Annotated in this window: 15 protein-coding genes; 5 read left to right on the plus strand and 10 right to left on the minus strand. The window is 44.6% G+C overall.

Going from position 1 to position 19,771, the window contains the following annotated elements; translation table 11 throughout:
• Window position 1: 1 nt before the first annotated feature.
• From cydD to LU297_RS00420, 6 genes are all read right to left on the minus strand, one after another.
• Window positions 2-1,756, minus strand: a complete 1,755-nt coding sequence (gene cydD / locus LU297_RS00395) for a thiol reductant ABC exporter subunit CydD (protein ID WP_263076452.1) — start codon at window positions 1,754-1,756, stop codon at window positions 2-4.
• A 169-nt stretch (window positions 1,757-1,925) separates the two neighbouring features.
• Window positions 1,926-3,155 carry an alanine racemase gene (alr, locus tag LU297_RS00400; protein WP_263076453.1) on the minus strand — a complete coding sequence of 410 codons (1,230 nt, stop codon included), beginning with the start codon at window positions 3,153-3,155 and terminating at the stop codon, window positions 1,926-1,928.
• A 277-nt stretch (window positions 3,156-3,432) separates the two neighbouring features.
• Window positions 3,433-4,578: a beta-ketoacyl-ACP synthase III gene (locus LU297_RS00405; RefSeq protein ID WP_263076454.1), complete on the minus strand. Its 1,146-nt coding sequence runs from the start codon at window positions 4,576-4,578 to the stop codon at window positions 3,433-3,435.
• A 314-nt stretch (window positions 4,579-4,892) separates the two neighbouring features.
• Window positions 4,893-9,068 carry an ATP-dependent RNA helicase HrpA gene (gene hrpA, locus LU297_RS00410; protein ID WP_263076455.1) on the minus strand — a complete coding sequence of 1,392 codons (4,176 nt, stop codon included), beginning with the start codon at window positions 9,066-9,068 and terminating at the stop codon, window positions 4,893-4,895.
• Between the two features lie 154 nt (window positions 9,069-9,222).
• A complete protein-coding gene (locus LU297_RS00415) occupies window positions 9,223-10,689 on the minus strand; it encodes a M16 family metallopeptidase (protein ID WP_263076456.1) in 1,467 nt (488 codons plus the stop codon).
• A gap of 17 nt (window positions 10,690-10,706) precedes the next feature.
• Window positions 10,707-12,137 (minus strand): M16 family metallopeptidase, encoded by a 1,431-nt coding sequence (locus LU297_RS00420; protein WP_263076457.1) that lies wholly within the window; start codon window positions 12,135-12,137, stop codon window positions 10,707-10,709.
• Between the two features lie 245 nt (window positions 12,138-12,382).
• On the opposite strand from LU297_RS00420, the gene LU297_RS00425 reads away from it, so the two are divergent.
• From LU297_RS00425 to LU297_RS00445, 5 genes are read left to right on the plus strand one after another with little or no spacing between them, the layout of a single operon-like run.
• The gene (locus LU297_RS00425; RefSeq protein ID WP_263076458.1) at window positions 12,383-13,048 is read left to right on the plus strand and encodes a MotA/TolQ/ExbB proton channel family protein; all 666 of its coding nucleotides are present in this window, start codon (window positions 12,383-12,385) and stop codon (window positions 13,046-13,048) included.
• Entirely contained in the window at window positions 13,048-13,479 is a 432-nt protein-coding gene (tolR, locus tag LU297_RS00430; RefSeq protein ID WP_263077404.1) for a protein TolR, read from the plus strand. Before LU297_RS00425 ends, tolR begins: the two co-directional genes overlap by 1 nt.
• A gap of 2 nt (window positions 13,480-13,481) precedes the next feature.
• Window positions 13,482-14,243, plus strand: coding sequence for a hypothetical protein (locus LU297_RS00435; RefSeq protein ID WP_263076459.1), 762 nt, complete (start codon window positions 13,482-13,484; stop codon window positions 14,241-14,243).
• Window positions 14,244-14,266: 23 nt separating this feature from the next.
• Complete coding sequence (locus LU297_RS00440; protein WP_263076460.1) at window positions 14,267-15,529, plus strand: translocation protein TolB; 1,263 nt, start codon at window positions 14,267-14,269, stop codon at window positions 15,527-15,529.
• Window positions 15,526-15,819 (plus strand): hypothetical protein, encoded by a 294-nt coding sequence (locus LU297_RS00445; RefSeq protein WP_263076461.1) that lies wholly within the window; start codon window positions 15,526-15,528, stop codon window positions 15,817-15,819. The genes LU297_RS00440 and LU297_RS00445 overlap by 4 nt, the downstream gene beginning before the upstream one ends.
• Before the next feature lie 39 nt (window positions 15,820-15,858).
• Here LU297_RS00445 and LU297_RS00450 read toward each other — a convergent pair whose 3' ends face one another.
• From LU297_RS00450 to LU297_RS00465, 4 genes are all read right to left on the minus strand, one after another.
• Entirely contained in the window at window positions 15,859-16,305 is a 447-nt protein-coding gene (locus tag LU297_RS00450) for a DUF4440 domain-containing protein (RefSeq protein ID WP_432806294.1), read from the minus strand.
• Window positions 16,306-16,576: 271 nt separating this feature from the next.
• Window positions 16,577-17,569 (minus strand): CNNM domain-containing protein, encoded by a 993-nt coding sequence (locus LU297_RS00455; RefSeq protein WP_349773727.1) that lies wholly within the window; start codon window positions 17,567-17,569, stop codon window positions 16,577-16,579.
• A gap of 312 nt (window positions 17,570-17,881) precedes the next feature.
• Window positions 17,882-18,706, minus strand: a complete 825-nt coding sequence (pgeF, locus tag LU297_RS00460) for a peptidoglycan editing factor PgeF (RefSeq protein ID WP_263076464.1) — start codon at window positions 18,704-18,706, stop codon at window positions 17,882-17,884.
• A gap of 24 nt (window positions 18,707-18,730) precedes the next feature.
• Complete coding sequence (locus LU297_RS00465) at window positions 18,731-19,681, minus strand: RluA family pseudouridine synthase (RefSeq protein ID WP_432806295.1); 951 nt, start codon at window positions 19,679-19,681, stop codon at window positions 18,731-18,733.
• Window positions 19,682-19,771: the final 90 nt, after the last annotated feature.

Here is a 19,771-nt window from a genome sequence, read left to right on the forward strand (position 1 = left end):
GTTACGCTTTTGCCCCCAAATGGATATGCTGATCAAATCGTGTTAAGTCGCCGTGATGACTGACCCAAATGACCGTTTTTCCTTTGGATAAACGATGTAGCAAGGCTGAGATTTCATCAGCAGTTTGCGGGTCAAGATGTTCGGTTGGCTCATCAAGCAGCCAAACACAAGCATCGGTCAAAATCAGCTGAGCAATGGCAATCCGATGAGCTTGACCGCCACTCACGCCACTACCACGCTCGCCCAATACGGTATGAATACCTTGTGGTAATCTCTCCATCAACGCATCAAGTCCCACTTGTGCCAGTACGCCAAGCAGCTCATCATCAGACGCATCTGGCTTGGCAAGTCGTAGATTGTCTGCAATGCTGATGGGCAACAAAGCTGGTGTTTGTGAAAGATAACCCATGTGCGAACGCAGTTGTGCCATATCCAGCGTTTGATAGTCATGCTTTTGACCATCATCTAGCCAAATCTTGCCCGTATATTGCCCAAAGCCCAATAAAATCTGCAAAATGGTCGATTTGCCTGCACCGCTGCTGCCTGTCAAGACCGTACTTTGTCCAGCTTCAAAAGTCATGGTGGTTGGCGGCAATCTGAGTCTGCCATCATCGCCAAATACCGCCACTTGTGTCAATCCAAACGACACAGGATTGGCAAAATTCACCTGCTGACTGCCTGTATGAGCAGATTTAAAATCCATCAAGCCAACCATCACTGATGCTGCTGACACCGCCTGACCCTTGATGTGATACTCCATGCCAAGCCGTCTTAATGGTGCATAAAATTCTGGCACAAGCAACAAAATCAGCAAAGCATCATGATAATCCACGCTCATCACGCCCTTTTGCCAAGGCAGCAACCCCATCAAGCCAAAACCCAGATACACCGCCACCAAAGCAATGGATAATGCAGTCAAAAATTCTAGTACCGCACTATTTAAAAAGGCAATTTTTAGCACATTCATGGTTTTGGTGCGATAACCCTCTGCACTATGCTCAATATCCTGCCCTGCAATGGCAACCGCCTGCAAACGATCAAGTGTGTTAATGCCACGAATCCAATCAAAAAACCGCCCACCAAGCTGTGCCATTGCGTCCATCTGTTCACGGCTTTTTTTGCTGGTTGCCTTGCCTATCAATGCCATAAACAACGGCACAAGCGGTGCAGTCACAAGTAAAATCGCTGCCGCCCAACCATTGATAAAACCCACAAAAATCGCCAGCATGACAGGGGTGGTGACGGCGGTCATTTTTTGCACTTCAAAGCGTGCATAACCCACCAGATAATCAGGCTCATCAATGATTTTGCTGGCAAGAACGCCATCTGCCCCAAAATAACGGCGAGCCATGCCCATCTTGGCTAATTGGTCAAGCAGCTGCCCACGCACATCACCAGCCACCATGATACCAATTTTGCTCAAAATCGCATCTCTGGCATAGCCAAGCAAAGCCCTGATGAGCATCAATACCGCTAATATCGCCAAATAAAAGGATAGACCGACCTCATTCATCGACCAGCCATCGTGCGTGGTAAATGCTGGAACAAACTTCGTCAGCCAATCAGAAAAAATCATCGCCAAGACAAATGCTTGTGCCATCAGTAATAACACTGTAATGACATCGCACAGCCAAGCTAAATACAATGATTTTTTAACAGGGGCAAATTGTTTTCGCAGAAAATTATTGGCAGCAATCTGGGCTTGTGATTCTTGGGTGCTGATTTTGTGGGTCTTGGTGGATTTGGCGGTGGTCATAATGCACTCAAAAAAGCGTGTTATTGTTATGATTATTCAACAGATGCTCAAACTTCCCTATTATCGCTAAAACGATGATTTTTTTCAACCATTAAATCAAGCATCAATCCATCGCCAACTAGTCCATTTTGGCAATAAAAATCCCCGCCAGTGGCAGGGATTTTGATGCTTATTTGGCAAATTTTGGATTGGAATTGCCCCAAATGGTGTACAAATCAGCCAAGAGTGCGTCATTGATTTCCTCAACCTCAGCTTGGGTGATTTGCTCTTTGCCCTGCTTACCAAAAATCACTACTTCATCGCCTGCTTTTACCTTATCATGAATCGCTGTCACATCAACCATGGTTGTGTTCATCGATACCTTACCAACCACAGGCACTTTGTGTCCACCAATCAATACATGACCTTTGTTGCTAAATACTCGACGATATCCATCTGAATAACCCATCGGTAGATTTGCCAAATAGCTATCTTGTTGCAATGTGTGCGTACGGTCGTAGCCCACCGTTGAGCCTTTTGGATAAAAATTGACGCTGGCAACACGGGTTTTAAACGACATGATGTACTCATATTCTGGCTTGTCATACACAGGCTCGCCATAGATGATGCCGCCTGGTCTTACCATGTCAAACCAACCTTCTGGCATTTCAAGTGTCACAAATGAATTGGCAGCATGGATAATCAGTTGATGACGATTAAGTTTGGCTGTGTTGATTAACCAGTCGGTCTGTTTTTTAAAAATTTCCAAGCCTTTTTTGACATCATCTTTATCTTCAACAGGAAAATGCGTCATCAAGCCTGATAGCGTTAATCCATCAAGTGCCAGCATTTCCAATGCCTCAGCCTTGCCAGTCACGCCCGATAGTTCAATGCCGTTACGGTTCATACCACCTGAGTTTAAGGATAAATGATAGCGAATATTTTGTCCTGTTTGTTTGGCATATTCACTGACCGCTTTGGCTGCCTGCAAATTCCCTAACAGCTCTTCGATTTGATACTGGACACCGTCTTGAATCTCCGCCAAAGTTGCACTGCGTACTCTCATGATGATACCTTGATAGCCATGCAATCTGGCAATACGAGCCTCTTCATTAGTACCAATGCCAATACACGGGATTTGATGCTCAATGATGGTCGGCATCAAAACATCAATGCCGTTACCATAAGCGTCCGCTTTTAAAATCGCACAAATTTTAGCCTTGCCATTCAGATGGCGTTTCATCGCTGCCAAATTATTGCCAAACGCTTGGGTGTCAATTTCAAGCCATGCATTTGCTGTTTGCTTATTAACACTACTGTTGGTTTGACCATGAAAAGTCAAAGTGGGAGCAGCCAAAGCTGGTAAAGATGTTAAGCCAAGCGACAATGCCATTGCCATGCTTATTGCAGATTTTTTCACGCCAATCTCCTTATTTTTTATATCAACAATGGATTTTTTAAAATCCCAAAACAGGTCATTGATAAGGTTAGTCCAACCAAGACTGTTTTTTGTCCCATGACAGATGTACACAGGTGCAAAATCAGCCTTCATAAGTCTGATACAGACCATCTGATTTTGCCAAAAAAATTTTTATTAAGCAAGTATTTTTACAAAAAAATAGTTTGATAAATAGTCAAATAAAAAACCAGCCTAATCAGCTGGTTTTTTTATTTATGGTCAAATGATTGGGACTGGTTTATACTTTTTTGACCAGCACCGAACCGATGGAGTATCCTGCCCCAAACGAACAAATCACACACAAATCGCCCGATGCTACACCCTCTTGCGACTCATGAAAAGCAATAATCGGACTGGCTGAGCTGGTATTGCCGTATTCAGCGATGACCACAGGAGCAATGGCTTTATCCGCCTCTTTGCCACATACGGTGCGTAAAATTAAGTCAATCATATTGATATTGGCTTGATGTAGCCACATTTTTTTGACTTGACTGCTGTCAAAATTATTCTTGGCAAGATGTTCAGTGATGATTTCTGACACCTTTGGGCAAACCTCACGAAAGACCTTTCGTCCTTCTTGCAAAAATAGCTTGTCAGTCGCAGGGGCTTCAAAATCAGGGTACAACGGGCAATCTGCCGCCAAATATTCACTGCGATTCATGAAACCAAATTCATTTTTGATGTTGGTAGAAAACTCGGTGTACAGCTTGCTGTCTAGGATTTCATATCCTTTTGGCGTATCCAATGACTCAATGATGGTGGCAGCTGCAATATCGCCAAAAATGAAGTGGCTATCACGGTTACGCCAGTTTAGATGGGCAGAAGTAATCTCAACATTCACCACCGCCACACGCTTGGCAAGACCTGCTTTAATGTTGCCCACCGCCTGAGCGATACCAAAAGTCGCTGCACTACACGCCACATTCATGTCATAGGCAAAACCGCCTTGCATACCCACAGCGTGCTGAATCTCGATGGCGATGGCTGGAAAGCAACGCTGAAAATTTGACGATGCACAAATCACACCGTCCAAATCAGCACCCGTCAGACCTGCTGCATCAAGTGCTTTTTGGAGTGCGTCCGCACCCATCTCTGCCATCACAGACAGCTCTTCGCCAAGTTTTCTGGCAGGCACCACGGGGGTCATGATTTGTGGGTCAAGAATGCCTTTTTTGTCAATGACATAGCGAGACTTGATGCCTGATGCTTTTTCGATGAATTCAACAGCAGAATGTTGTAATGCCATCTTCTCGCCAGCTTCAATGGCGGCAGCGTGCTGGGCATTATAATTATCGACATAGGCATTAAAACTTGCCACCAACTCTTCATTGGTGATTTTGTCTTTTGGGATATGCAAACCTGTTGCTGTGATACAAATGGTCATAAAAAATCCTTAGGTGTGGCACAAATCTCATCTACAATGACTCTTACCACTACCAATTTGTGATAGATGTTATTTAACTCTATCATATTCTAGCACAAAAAATGTAACTGGTTGTAAAAAAATACAACTGTTTACAAAAATATTGAACAACCAACCATTTGATGGTCAAGTCATCAATATCATCGCCCATGCTGGTAAATTAACGAGCTTAAATTGGGCTTAATACAGGCGTAAGACCTATTTATATGGCTCTCATAAAACATCTAGGTTTGCTATTTTCAAATTGATTAAATTAACTCTTGCACAAATCAGCCCTATCTTGTCGTCAAACTTGCCCAAATTTTTTCCAATCGTTTGGCGGAAACTGGCGATAGTGTTTTCATTGGCTGAGCAAACAGATTGATGCGATATTCCTCGACCAACCAGCGATATTCGGCAAATCTAATGTCATGCACCACTCGTGCCAGTCGCTCCATGTGAATATCAAGCAGGTACACCGCATCAAGGTCAGCATCAAGATTGTGATTAAGCCTGTCTAGGCGAATGTTTAGGGCTTGCAAATATCTAGGATACTGTCGCCAGCGTTCATAATCGGTGCGATACACAAAGTCCGCCAATTGCAAATCATCAAGCTGGTCTTCGATGTCTTCGATGCTTTCGCCAAAAATCTCTTGGTCAAGCATCAACAACTTGCCACGAGCGACTTGCCAAGCGGTGTAGATGTCTTTGAGTGCTTTTAATACATCTTGCCCCACAAGCAAAAAATTGGTCAGTAATGCTTGCTGAACCAGCTCAAATTCAGCCTGATGCAACGGCAAATGCTCGACAAGCCAAGCATGATGTTCATCAATCAGTCCTGCGATATGCTCACGAATCAAGGTGCTTTGCTCATCAACAGGCTGTTTGGCAAAATTGATGCCATGTTGATACAGACACGCCTGCAAAGTGGCATTGATGACGACATTTTTAAGTTTTTCCAAATCGCCAAGCGGTGCAAAAGCCAACTTAAATGCCTTATCAATTTGTCCTGTGAGCTGTTTTTGTCTGCTACCTAGCTGTGTCTTAATCAGTGTTAGCACGCCTGCTTTGTGGGTATTTAGGGCGGTTGTCAGCTCGGTAAACTGAGCAATGGATACCGCCTGCCCCTCTTTGTCAGCTTGCAAGGCAGAAAATTCTTGCATGACAATGCCTGAGGTGTGCTTGTTGCGGACAAAATTAAAATGCTCAGGAAAATGATGATGTAGCCCCTGCTCCACCGACACAGATTCACTAATGACTTGCCCGTGTCGTGCCTGCAATCGCAATAAATCTCGGCTTTTTTCAATCACTCGATTTTTATCATCGACCACACAAATAAGCGGTCTTAGGTAGTTATCCACCTCATGTGGCGAGAAATCCTGTGCGGCGGTCTTGACGCCCAAACCCATTAGGGCTTGTACCAACTGGTCTAGCAGACCCATTTGACCTTTGGGGTTTAGTTTCTCAAAAATCTTGGCACAAGTATCGGGAATGGGAACGATTTGACGACGAATTTCTTTGGGCAAAGTTTTAAGTAATTGTAGCACCAACTCATATCGCCAGCCTGCAATACCCCAAAGCAACGCCACCGCATCAAGCTGTGCCAACGCCTTGATGGGGACTTTGACCGTCACACCGTCATCATCAGAACTTGGGTCAAACACATAGCTCAATGGTAATTTTAGTCCGCCAAGCTGCCAAGTCTCTGGAAAATCATGATTGGCGTTGATGTTTTGGTTTAAAACATCGTCATCGCTAAAATGCAAAAAATTAGGGGATTTGTTCTGAGCATCATGATAAAAATCCTCAAAAGCCTTACGACTGGCGACATGGTGTGGGATTTTTTCATCATAAAATTGATACAAACTTTCTTCATCGACCAGCAAGTCTTTACGGCGAAGTTTATCTTCAATGCGTTCTACTTCTTTGATTTTGTTGGCATTATCTGTCAGAAATCCTATCGGTACGCCATATTGATTGGCGACTAAGGCATCACGAATGAAAATTTTGCGAGCCTCCACCAAATCGATTTGTTCATAATTCACCAGTTCTTTGGCAATGATAATCAAGCCAAATAAGCTGATTTGAGCATAAGCACGCACTCGCCCTGCTTTTTTTGACCAATGTGGTTCAAAATAATGATATTTAAGCAAATTTGGGGCAGCGGCAATCACCCATTCTGGTTCAATTTTTGCCAATGTCCGCATATAGACTTGTGATGTTTCCACCACCTCAAATGCCATCACCCATTGCGTGCCTTTTTTGTGCAAAGTGCTGGCAGGGAAAATTCGTGCCTTTTGGTTGCGAGCCATCAGATATTCGCCCACATTGTCTGTTTTGTGTGCCACAAAAGACAACAAGGCACTAAGCAACGCCCGATGAATATTAGCATAATGCACGCTTTGCTGACTGGTCGCATGATAGCTTTTGACGGCTTTGGCGTGTGTTTTTTGGCGATGTTGCGTGGTTTTTGATAGCCCAAGACGCACGCCTTTTTTGGTGTCGGCAGGTGGTGTGTCTGTATGCTTGGTGCTATCATCAATCACAAAACCAAGCTCGCTCATCATCTGGCTGAGCTGGCTGTGCGTTTTTTGCCATTCTCTGATGCGAGCAAAACTTAAAAAATGCTTTTTGGCAAAATTTTTACGAGCGTTGCTACTAAGCACCTGATTGCCATTGGTTGGGTGCTTATCAAACAAGGCTTGGAATAATTCCAAATAAAATAAAAAGTCAGAATCTTCTTTGCGAAACAAGGCATGCCTTTGGTCAGCAGTTGCTTGCTTATCGGCTGGGCGTTCCTTGACATCTTGTACTGCCAATGCCGAAACAATCACCAGCATATCCTTTAAGCAATCAAAAGTATCTCCTGCAATCAGCATACGAGCAAGACGAGGGTCGATGGGCATTTTTGCCATCTGCTGACCGATTTTGGTCAAACCGCCCGCCTGCATTCTGCCCTTTTTGGCGGCAGTTTTGGTATAAGCCGTTTCGTCCAATGCACCAAGCTCGATGAGCAGTTTACGACCATCATTGACCAAGCGTAAATCAGGCGGTGTGATAAAATCAAATGACGCCACTTCGCCAAGTTTTAACCGCTCCATCTGCAAAATGACGCTGGCAAGATTGGTTCGTAAAATCTCAGGTTCGGTAAATTCTGGACGACTATTAAAATCCTCTTCACTATACAGTCTGATACACACACCTGGTGCGACACGCCCACACCGACCTGCTCGCTGATTGGCAGCGGCTTGACTGATTGCCTCAATGGGCAATCTTTGGATTCTGGAACGATAATTATAACGAGAAATTCTGGCAAAACCCAAATCAATCACATAGCGAATATTGGGTACGGTCAAGGCAGTTTCAGCGACATTGGTGGCAATGATGATGCGTCGCCCTTTGGTTGATGGGCTAAAAATCCGCTGCTGCTCAGCATAACTTTGGCGAGCAAATAACGGTAAAATTTCGGTATGAGCTGGTGCGTAATTGGTCAGAATTTCTTGTAATTCTTTGATTTGAGCTTCGGTGGCGGCAAAAATCAAAATATCCGCTTGGTCAGGGTGTCCCTTAGCACGAGCATCATCAAAACACTCATTAACCGCTGCGGTCAATGCTCTGGGTAGGTTATCTTCCGCCTCATCAAAAGCATCGTCATCATGACTGGTGATGATGGCATCAGTCAATGGACGATAACGCATTTGTACAGGATAACTACGACCCTCCACCACAAAAACAGGGGCAGGTTTGCCATCTTTGGCAAAATACTGAGCAAATCTTTGGGTGTCTAGCGTGGCTGAGGTAATGATGACTTTCAAATCATCTCGTTTTGGCAGCAGTCGTTTGAGATAACCCATGATAAAATCGATATTCAGACTGCGTTCATGTGCCTCATCAATGATGATGGTGTCGTATTTTGACAAATAAGGATCTGACCCCAATTCCGCCAGCAAAATACCATCGGTCATCAGCTTGATGAGCGAATGACCACCACCCTCTTCGGTGAAGCGAACTTTAAAACTGACCGTCTGCCCCAAACTCTCGCCAAGCTCTTCGCTGATACGAGTTGCCACCGAGCGAGCTGCCAAGCGTCTAGGCTGAGTATGTCCAATCTGCCCTGTGATGCCACGCCCAGCCAGCATCGCCAATTTGGGTAGTTGCGTGGTCTTGCCAGAGCCTGTCTCGCCTGCAATGATGACCACTTGGTGTAATTTGATGGCATCAATCAGCACTTGGGCTTGTTTGGTGACAGGCAAATCATGATTGAGCTTATCTTGCAAATCTTGTGGCACAGATGCCATACGCTGTGACACCGCCGCACTAGAACGAGCCAAGATTTTATCATATTGAGCTTGCAACTCATTTTGTTTATTGCCATGTGCTTGTTGCAGCTGCCTTGAAAGTTTTTGCAAAAAATGTCGGTCTTTGGCAAGCACCAAAGGAGCTTTGGTGTGATGATTAGGCTGTTTGGTCATATCAATGTGAAACAAAATTTTAAAACGCACTATTGTAAAGCAAAAACGCCACAGGGGCAATTTTTAACGAAAGTTTGATGATGAAAAAATAAAAGCCCACATCGGTTGGTGGACTTTTGTCATGATGAGCATGGATTTTGGCTTGGCAAACCATCTAGTTATCTTTTGGCAAGATGATGGTTGGCTTGATTGCCCCAACGGTTACAATCACAAAATTATTTGGGATAATAAAGTGTCTTAGTGCCGCATTCACACTATCCAAAGTCGCTCTATCAATTCGCTCAAAACGGGTGTGTAGATGGTCTTTGGGATAGCCGCCAAAAAAAGTTGCCGATATCGCATCATGCACGCCAGCGTGATTGGCAAAACGGGCTGGATACGCATTTTTAGTGCCAGCTTTCTCCAAATCCAGCTCACGCTGAGTGATGCCTGATGACAAAACCTCATCAATGGTCGCCAAAGTATCATTGATGGCTGCGGTGGCTTCTTCATTTTTGGTGCTAAAACCAATGCTGTACACGCTTCTTTGGTCATTGTACGATAGACTGCCACTGATACCATAGGTGTAGCCTTTTTTGACCCTGATTGCTTGTGTCAAACGAGCATTAAAATCCCCACCTGCCAGCACTGCATTGCCCATCACAAAATCGCTATATTGTCTGATTGCCTGTTGATTGATGGGTACAGCAGGAGCGATACCACCGATGATGATTTGCGTCTGAGTGCTTGGATAATCAATGTGATGATGAATGGGCGTGGGTGCTTGATGAGCTTTGACTTTCTCGGCTTTTTTGCCATTTTTTAGCCCACGACTGATGCGGTTGGCAAGCGTTTTGGCTTCTTCGAGCGTCAAATCGCCTGTGATGGCAAGTTTGGCGTTTTGAACAACCAAAAATCTATCCACAAAAGCAAATAATTCATCTTGGCTTAGCAGGTCGATTTTTTTGATGTCATCATCATAGGCGTGCGGATTGTTTTGCTCCATGATGCCATTAAAGGCACGAGTCGCCAAAAATTTGGGCGATGCCTCATTGGCCTGATAAGCGACTTTCAAGCGTGCTTTATTACGAGCCAAAATCTTCTCATCAAATCTAGGATTGCGATACGCATCAAGCATCAAATCCACCGCCTCATCAAGCTGAGTACCATCTTTGATGATGCGTAAATCAATGTCAAAACTTTCACGCTCTACCGAGCTGGATAAGGACATCGCCAGCTGGTCGGCTTTTTCGTAGAAGGCTTCTTCGTCCAAAGTTTTGGTACCTTGTGTCATCATGGCAGACACCATCATGGCAATCTCGCCATCTGCCCCTCTTCGAATCAGCTCATCATGCCCACTGCCTGCGTCAAACCCCAAACTAATATCCACAATCGGCAGATGGTGCATGGCAGTAAACACCACAGGAACACCATCATCGGTGCTAAAATACTGGCTTTGGGGAATGTTCAGCGACAGCTCGCCCAACTGATTGACACCACTAAATTTGGACAAGTAGTCGCTCATTTGTGTTGGCTGGCTTGTTTGAGCGATGCGATTGGCATGGGCGATACTGGTGCTGGCAGCGATGGCTAAGCACAGCAATGATTTGGCACATTGACAAAATAAAGTGTTCTTACTCATGTATGTATCCTTTGAAATTATTTTTTATCATCGACAGGTTTGGCTTTGGGTAAAACATACATGACGGACAGATTGTCTTTGGTCAGGTATTTTTTGATGACACGCTGAATGTCAGTTGTCCCAATCTGTGCTAACAATTTGGGCATTTTTTCTGGTGTATCTAGCCCCAATCCCATCACGGCAAGCTGACCAAGACTTCTGGCTTGTCCTGTGATGCTGTCATTACGAAGTATGAGTGCTGCTTTTAGACCAACCTGCCCTCGCTGCAATTCATGCGGTGCAATCTGACCATAAGCCAATTCATCAATCTGTGCCAAAATCGCCGATGAAACCTCATCAAGGCTAACCCCCTCTCGTGGCGTTGCCGAAATCATCAACACACCATCACCAAAATCATGAGCATCATAATGAACATTGATTTGGCTGACCATCTGCTTGTTTCTCAATAGATTTTTTCTTAGTCTTGCCGACTGACTACCGTTGAGCAAATCCGACACCAGCTCCAACGCATAGGCCTCTTTTGCATCTGTGGTGGCGATGGTGGGTGTATTAAATGCCATCAACAAACTTGGCACAGTCACTTGTTGATGGCTAATGATGTGCTGATAGCCACGATGCGATTTTTGATGGAGTGATGGTCTTTTTGGCATGGGACGACTTGGCAAATGGGCAAAATATTTTTGCACCCAATGCTTGGCTTCATCAACATTCACACCGCCCACAATCACCAAGACAGCATTATTGGCATAATAATAAGTATCGTACCATGCCTGCAAATCCGCTTTATTTAGCCCTTCTATCTCATTCATGTAGCCAATGATAGGGCGAGCATTGTTGTTATCTGGAAATAAAGCAGGAGCAAATTCTTCAAATGCCTTTGCCATCGGGCTGTCATCGGTTCGCTGACGACGCTCCTCTTTGACGACCTCTTTTTCTTTGGCAAGTTTTTCATCATCAAACACCAATCCACGCATACGATTGGATTCAATTTCCAGCCCTAGCGGATATTGGTTGGCAGGCAATAATTGATAATAACTGGTGTAATTGCTGGTGGTAAAAGCATTTCTTGAACCACCAACCTGACTGACAATTTGATCATAAACATCGCCATCAATCCCTGCACTGTCTTTGAACATCATATGCTCCAAAAAGTGCGATAGACCGCCTTTACCAACAGGCTCATCATTTGAGCCAACCTTATACCAAATTTGGGTCATGACCAAAGGCGATTTTTGTGGCTTAATAATGACCCTTAACCCATTATCAAGCGTATAATCCACCACCTGCTGTTTGTGATGATTTTGGTGTGTATCTTGGGCGGTTTTGCTTGGCGTGTGGTAGCTTAGCTGCTGTGTGGCTGGCGTGGTGCAAGCCAATAATGACAATGCAGAACCAGCAATCAATCCCAAAGCGGTGGTTTTGGCAAATGAAATTGGTTTTGATGGCATATGTTATCCTTGACACTCATTGATGATGATTCATCATAACAAATCATCATGATAGATACAATATTCTATTATTTGATAAAAACCAATCAAACCTCATGGCACAAGCCATCAAAGACCACCTGACATATCACCACCTCGTCATTGCACCAAACTGACGATTGATAAGCCTGCACGAGTAGCAACACCAAATCCCAAAAATATGCTATAATGAGCAAAAAATTTCTATCCAAATTCATCGCACTTTTATGACAAATTCCATCAATATACTACATCTAATCAGTCAGGCCAGCCTAGTGGTGCAACTGATTATGGCTTTTTTGTTGATTTTATCCATCATCAGTTGGGTGCTGATTTTTGTACTCAGCGGTCGTTTGGGGCAAGCCCTAAAATTTGACAACCGCTTTGATGAATGGCTGTGGTCGGACGACTTACCCAAACAGTTTGCCATTGTCCAAAACGAACCACATAAAAGCGGCTTGGAGCAGTTATTTTTTGATGCCTATCAAAAATATCAACAACAACCCTCAAACCATGCCAACAGCATTGCCATCACCGAACGCACGCTGTCATCTGCCCTAAATAAACAACAGCAAGAGCTAGAATACGGTCTGCCATTGCTTGCCAGTATTGGTTCTGTCGCTCCTTATATTGGTCTATTAGGGACGGTTTGGGGGATTATGAATGCCTTTATTGGACTATCACAGTCAGCATCTGTCAGCCTTGCTACGGTCGCCCCTAGCATTGCCGAAGCCCTGATTGCAACCGCCTTAGGCTTATTCGTTGCCATTCCAGCCTCTGCCTCATTTAACATACTGACTGCCAAAGCCAGTAGCATTTATGAAAGACGCAGTGTATTTGGCGAACGCCTACTTGCCCAACTGATGAGCTTGCCTGCGGACAAATCGTCATGATGAAGCAATCATTTCATAGACCACATCGAAAAACAAAGCTCAATGGCGAGATGAATGTCGTGCCGTACATTGATGTGATGCTCGTCTTGCTCATCATCTTTATGGTGGCAGCACCGATGCTGACCACAGGTGTTGATGTCTCTTTACCCAAAGAGGCAACCAGCACCATTGACACCAAAGACGCCCTGCCCATCATCATCAGCATGAATCGGTCAGGCAACCTATTTGTCAGTCATCAAGATGGCTTAGATGAACCAATGTCGCTATCACAGCTGATGCCATTTTTGCAGGCAGCATTTGCCAAAAACAACCAAATACAAGTCCTCATCAATGCCGATGGGCAAAATAGCTACAATGACATCATGCAAGTCATGGCGTTGGTTCAAAATGCTGGCATTGACCATGTCAGCCTATTAAGCGAGCCAAAATAAGTATGAAACACGCTGCATTATGGCTCCCAATCTTACTAAGTTTACTGATTCATGCGGTGCTGGCTGTGTTGCTCTTTGTGCCGTTTTCATCGTCATACGACAGCCAGCCTACGATGGCAACACTCATCAATCCAGATGAGTTTGCCGCTGCCAAAGCTCGGCTAAACGCTCATCATCAGCCAAACCAAACCACGCCACAAACTCAGACTCGCCAAAATCCTGATAGAGCTTGGCAAGCCTCTGATTATCAGCCTGTCAAATACAGCCAAAGTCAGATTGCCAGCACACCATCTAATGTCACGCCAACCGATTTTGGACAAACCCATGAGTCTAGCTACACACCCCCAGTCATGGACGAGATGAGTCAGATGGATAATCAGATGACTCAAAGCCAACTTGGGCAAGCTAAAAACCAAACCAAACAAACGGCGTCAGATGGAGAGTCATTGAACTTGGATAATCTTGGGCAGACTCAGCCAGCCGCCACACCAAAAGTGGACATTGCACAAGCTCAGGCTGCGATTAACGCACGCATTGAGTCGATTTGGGCAAGTCACCCAAATCAGCCCAATCAGGCAATCAAACTTAGTGTATCGCTTGATGATGGCGGTCAGGTCATTGGTATTAGCGTGCGTGCAGGACATCAAGACCTACTCCCTGCTGCCGAAGCCACGATACGAGCTGCCGCTCCATTCAGCGAACTTGCAGGCGTGAAAAACTCTTTTGTCATCAATCTGGTTACCACCCAAGAAATCGCCCAATAACAAAACATGACCGAGCATTAACCATGAAACATTACTCAATCTTCTTATTTAGTACCATCTTGCTGGCAACTCATCATACATCAGCATGGGCAGATTCTGATGAAATCATCGTCAGCAAGGCAGGCGTTGCCAGTCCTCACCAAATCGCCATCGTGCCATTTATTGGAGATGCGTTTGGAGCATATCAGACCATCACAACCAACCTAAACAGCACCGAATTGGGGGCAAACAGCCAAAATCTGCCCCAAAAAACCGCCTCAACACAGGCAATTTTTAGCGATTTGACCACTTGGCGAAACTTAGGCTATCGCTATGTGGTTGTCGGGCAAGCACATTCAATCGCTGGCAACAAAATCGCCATCAGTCATGAGATTATTGATACGCATGGCGAAAAAACCTTGGGCGGTAAACAAACTCAGATTAGCGACAACAATCCAACCGTCATTCAAGCCGCCACACACCAAATCAGCAATCAGATTTATCAAAAAATCACAGGCAATTTGGCAGATTTTGGAACAAAAATCGCCTATGTCGAAAAAACAGGCGAACAAGCCACGCTAATAGTCACAGACACACAAGGCAAGCAAAGTCATCGTTTGTTTAGCGTCAAAGGCACTATCCAAAATCCTGCATTTTCGCCAGATGGCACAAAAATTGCATATAGCGTTCAGCAAGATGGTGCTTTGCCAGTCATTTATTTACAATCACTACAAGGTGGCGATGCTCGCATCATTACACCATTTTGGGGGCATAATCTATCGCCATCATTCTCGCCAGATGGTCATGCTGTGATATTTTCAGGCAGCCACGATGACAACAACCCCAACATTTATCGTTTGGACTTACTTGCCAATCGTCTAGATACGCTGACTGATTTGTCTGGTGCCGAAAACTCGCCACGCTATCTGCCAAATGGACAAGGTTTTATTTTTACCGCTGATAATGGCACTCGCACTCAGCATCTATATCGCCAAACTTTCGCCAACAAAGAGCGAGTACAGATTGCCAGTAACGCCAGCAACCCACAATCCTCTCTTGATGGACAAAAGATACTCTATGTCACAGGGCTAACCATCATTGTTACTGACAAGGCAGGAAGAATACTGGCACAAATCCCAACCAACGGTGGAGAGATTGCCGCTAGTTTTTCGCCCTCTGGCAACCAAATCATCTACACCGCTTGGCAAAACGGACAAAACAAGCTAAGTATCTATTCCTTGACCAACAAAAAATCCAGCACGCTATCAACGTTGGGTGCTGCCTACGATCCTGCGTGGTCAAAATGATGAATCATGGTACATCTCATACGCCATCTTTTAGGCAACAGACTGTCAAAAATACGGTCAGAGTGCTGATGATGAGTGGCGTGTTTTGGCTGACTGGTTGTCATCATTGGCAATTGGCAAATAATCCCATTCCCGTCAGCCTAAACGACACATCTCTACCAGCTCGTCCAATTCAGCGTAGTTTTGTACTACCTAGTAGCATGCAGCATGAACAGCCCAGCCAAAAAAATAAACCAAGCAAAAAACCCACACCCACACGCTTTGTGTATTTATTGGAAAATTGGTTTTAGCACAAACAAAAACCCATCATTTAAGATGGGTTTTTTAAATCAATCAACCGTCATTTGGGCAACTGAACGCAACAAAACAGCATTAGCACCATTTTGCGATAAGGTCGCTCTGGACGATGTCTTAATAGTAACAGGCTTGCCATCTTGCGTCCAAGTCTCTGTGGTATCTACCTGTGCTCGTGCCTGATTGCCTGAGATGACCACATCACTGATGTCGATGCGATAGCGATAATTACTCGCCCTAGCCCAGCTTTTTTGGAGTAATTGAAGATAGTCTTCTTTGCCTAGACTACTGGTTTTGCCATTTCTGGTGATAGAAATGACCGCATCATCAGCGATGAGCTTAGAAACTTGGGCGATATTTTGATTATTCGCAGCGGTATTCATGGCAGCAGCATAACTGCTGACTGCTGACTCATTGATGGCATGGGCAGACATTGAAACCACAGGCAAGGCAATCGCCCCAGCCAAAAGACCCTGTGCCATCTTTTTGTTCATCATCAAGCCAAATGCTTTTATGCTGGCTGATAACAAAGCACTTTGGGTGATTGTTTGAATCTTTGCTATAAATTGGGTGTTCTGTTTCATAGAACCTCCTTCATTGACGCACGCATCATAGAGACTGTGCTGTTTTCCATTAAGGCATCTTAAATACAGCTTTAATGATTTGATTTTCCATTAAGATAACATAAAAAACTTAATCAAACTTGGCTAATTGTAACATTTTGTTGCATTTTAGCAGAAATTATTGAAACCATCAGACCTCATCTAAGGCATCGTCTTGTTCAAGTTTTGCACCCAATCGTTTCATTCGGCGTTCCATCAACTGACGAGCCAAAGTCTGCATGTCGTCCACACGGTCAAACTCATCGACAATCTCCAAGCCTAGCAAGGTTTCTAGCACATCTTCTAAGCTGACCAAACCTTTGACTTCGCCAAATTCTCCCACCGCCAAAGCGATATGCACCTGCTCTTTTAGCATCAAATCCAGCAAATCAAACAGTTTCATCTTGGCAAACACAAAGTTGATTTCCCGCTTAAACTGCTTGATGGGCAGATGAATTTCTTGATTGGCCTTGGCAATCAATAAGTCTGATTTTAGGACAAAACCTGTGGCACTATCCAAATCTTCATCAAAGATTGGAAAACGAGAAAATGGTAACTTTGGGTGCTTGGCAAACACATCGCCAACACTCATCTGCTCGTCAAATGCCATAATCACCGAACGAGGCGTGATGATGTCTTCGACATTAATCATGCTAAGTGCTAATGAATTGCGAATGATACGGGTTTCCAGTTCGCTCATCTGTCCTGAGCTTTCGCCTGCATTTGCCAATGCCAAAAATTCGTGGCGATTAAAGCCGCTTTCTTGATGACCTTTGGTCAAGAAACGAGAAATTTTTTCGGTCACCCAGATGATTGGCATCAAAAGAATGTTAATGCCTTTGACATAATACGCCACTGGCAAGGCAAATCGTCGCCAGTAAGTTGTGCCAAGCGTTTTTGGAATGATTTCTGTACCAATCAAAATCACTAGGGTCATCAAGGCACTAAATACCCCAAACCACATATCGCCAAACACGATGACCGCCTGAGCCCCCGCCCCCAAAGAACCTAGCGTGTGAGCGACTGTATTTAAGGTTAAGATGGCAGAGATGGATTTTTCGATGTTTTGCACCTTGACATCGTGCAAAATGCTGGCAGCTTTTGGATTGTCCTCTTGTAGAGTATCGATGTATGATGGCGTCATTGTCAATAAAGTCGCCTCAGAAATAGAACAAACGAACGACACCACTAATGACAAAGAAATAAAAAAGATGAGTAATAATAAATTAACCGCATCACCGCCCAAGCCACCACCGCTGGCAAAGGCTGTCATGGGCAGACTGATGGATAAAAAAGCAAGTATCAATAAACTGGTTCGGTGTCGGGACATATGATTAAAATATTACGAAAATTACCTTTCATCTTATGATAAAATCCACAGAACTGCAAGCAAAACTTTGTTGTTTTATCGCAAAGACTGCAAATCCACCAGCCAACTCATCAAACCTAAGGTGTTTTATTTTTTAATGATGACCATCGCCATTCTGCCTGTGGCGGATTTGCCAGCGTGCGTTTGGGCACGATAAGAATACAAGGAAGCCGTCTGATAGCTACACAATATGGGTGTATCCACGATGTTTACACCTTGATGAGCAAGCTGCAATTTGGTCAATGTAGTCAAATCAATATGCACCTTATCATCGCCTGATGGCATGATGATTGTGTCAAATAATGAATGATAATCCATCGCCACCAAAGATGAGCTGACCACCGTTTGGCAAATTTTATCCGCCAACGCACGGTCTATCTCATACGCCGCCTGTGAAATACACGCCCCAATCACCGCAGATAGGTCAGAACGATTGGTGTGTAACCGCTGCACCGTTTTGGCAATAATGCCATTGGTTAAGCCCTGCCAACCTGCGTGAATACAAGCAATGCCACCACCTTGTCTATCAAACATAGCAATTGGCACGCAATCAGCAGTCATGATGGACAGACCAACACCTGACCGATTCGTCATTAACGCATCTGCTGCATCTGCCACCAATCCCAAAGTCGCATCATCGACATCATGCACCACATCGCCATGCACCTGATTAAGCCAATAGATGGCATTTGCTGGCGTGATGGCTTGTATGGCGGATAGTAATTTGGCACGGTTGGCAAGTACCTGCTGTGGATTGTCATTGACATGCAACCCTAAATTAAACGCTCCGTACAAATCGTCCAGATTGGTCTTGTCAAATGCACCTGCATGCGTCTGCACCACCAAAATCGCATCATCTTGGTATAAAATCTGCATTGGGGCATTGCTTTGATTGTCATGAATATTATTCATCATCTACACCATCATTTTTTATCATCAGTTTGACAAAATCGCCATCAAATCCTGCATGTCTGCTGGCAAAGATGCACTAAATTTCATCTGCTCGCCTGTCGTTGGATGAATAAATCCCAACTGATGGGCATGCAATGCTTGCCGACCAAAATTGAGCACTGCCGTTCTTTGAGCTTCATTTAATCCTGAGCGTGGCGATGTACCATAAACTTTATCGCCCACCAAAGGGTGTCCCACATGCGACAGATGGACTCGGATTTGGTGGGTTCTGCCTGTCTGCAACTGCACATCAACCAAGCTGTATCGTTCATGCAACGCTTTGGCGGCAATCAGATGAGTAATGGCAGGCTTGCCTGTATCTCTGACCGCCATTTTGGTACGCTGAGTCGGGTGTCGCCCAATAGGCAAATCAATGCACGAATGCCTCATGATTTCGTGTGGTGCACCAAGTGCGATACATTGGTAGTGGCGATACACGCTTTTGTCTTTAAGCTGGTCGATGAGATTAAGCTGTGCTGTTTTGGTTCTTGCCACAACCAAAAGCCCTGTGGTGTCTTTATCAATCCGATGCACCAATCCTGCTCTGGGCAGATGTGACTGGTTAGGATAGTGATACAACAAAGCATTGACCAAAGTCCCCTGCCAGTTACCCGCTCCTGGGTGTACCACCATGCCAGCAGGTTTGTTAATCACAAGCACTTCATCATCTTGATATATCACATCAATGGCGATATTTTCAGGCAAATCCTCAGAATGATGATTTAGCACAGCATTCAGCGTCAAATGGTCGCCCAATTTAACGGCATATTTTGGCTTGACCATCTGCTCATTGACCAATAGCTGACCTGCCTCAATGAACTTTTGCAAATTGGCACGAGAAAACCCTTCAAAAACCCGACTGGCACATTTATCCAATCGCAGTCCCACATCCGCTTCATTGACCACATAGGACTGCTCTTCGGTCGGTTCTGCCATCAAGTCATCATCGCCAAGCGTCATTTGAGTCAATGGCTGCTCATCTGTCATCATCTTAGAGTTACCCAATTCATTCATTAAACATAAAAG

Source organism: Moraxella nasicaprae, assembly GCF_025643275.1.
Lineage (GTDB): Bacteria > Pseudomonadota > Gammaproteobacteria > Pseudomonadales > Moraxellaceae > Moraxella > Moraxella nasicaprae.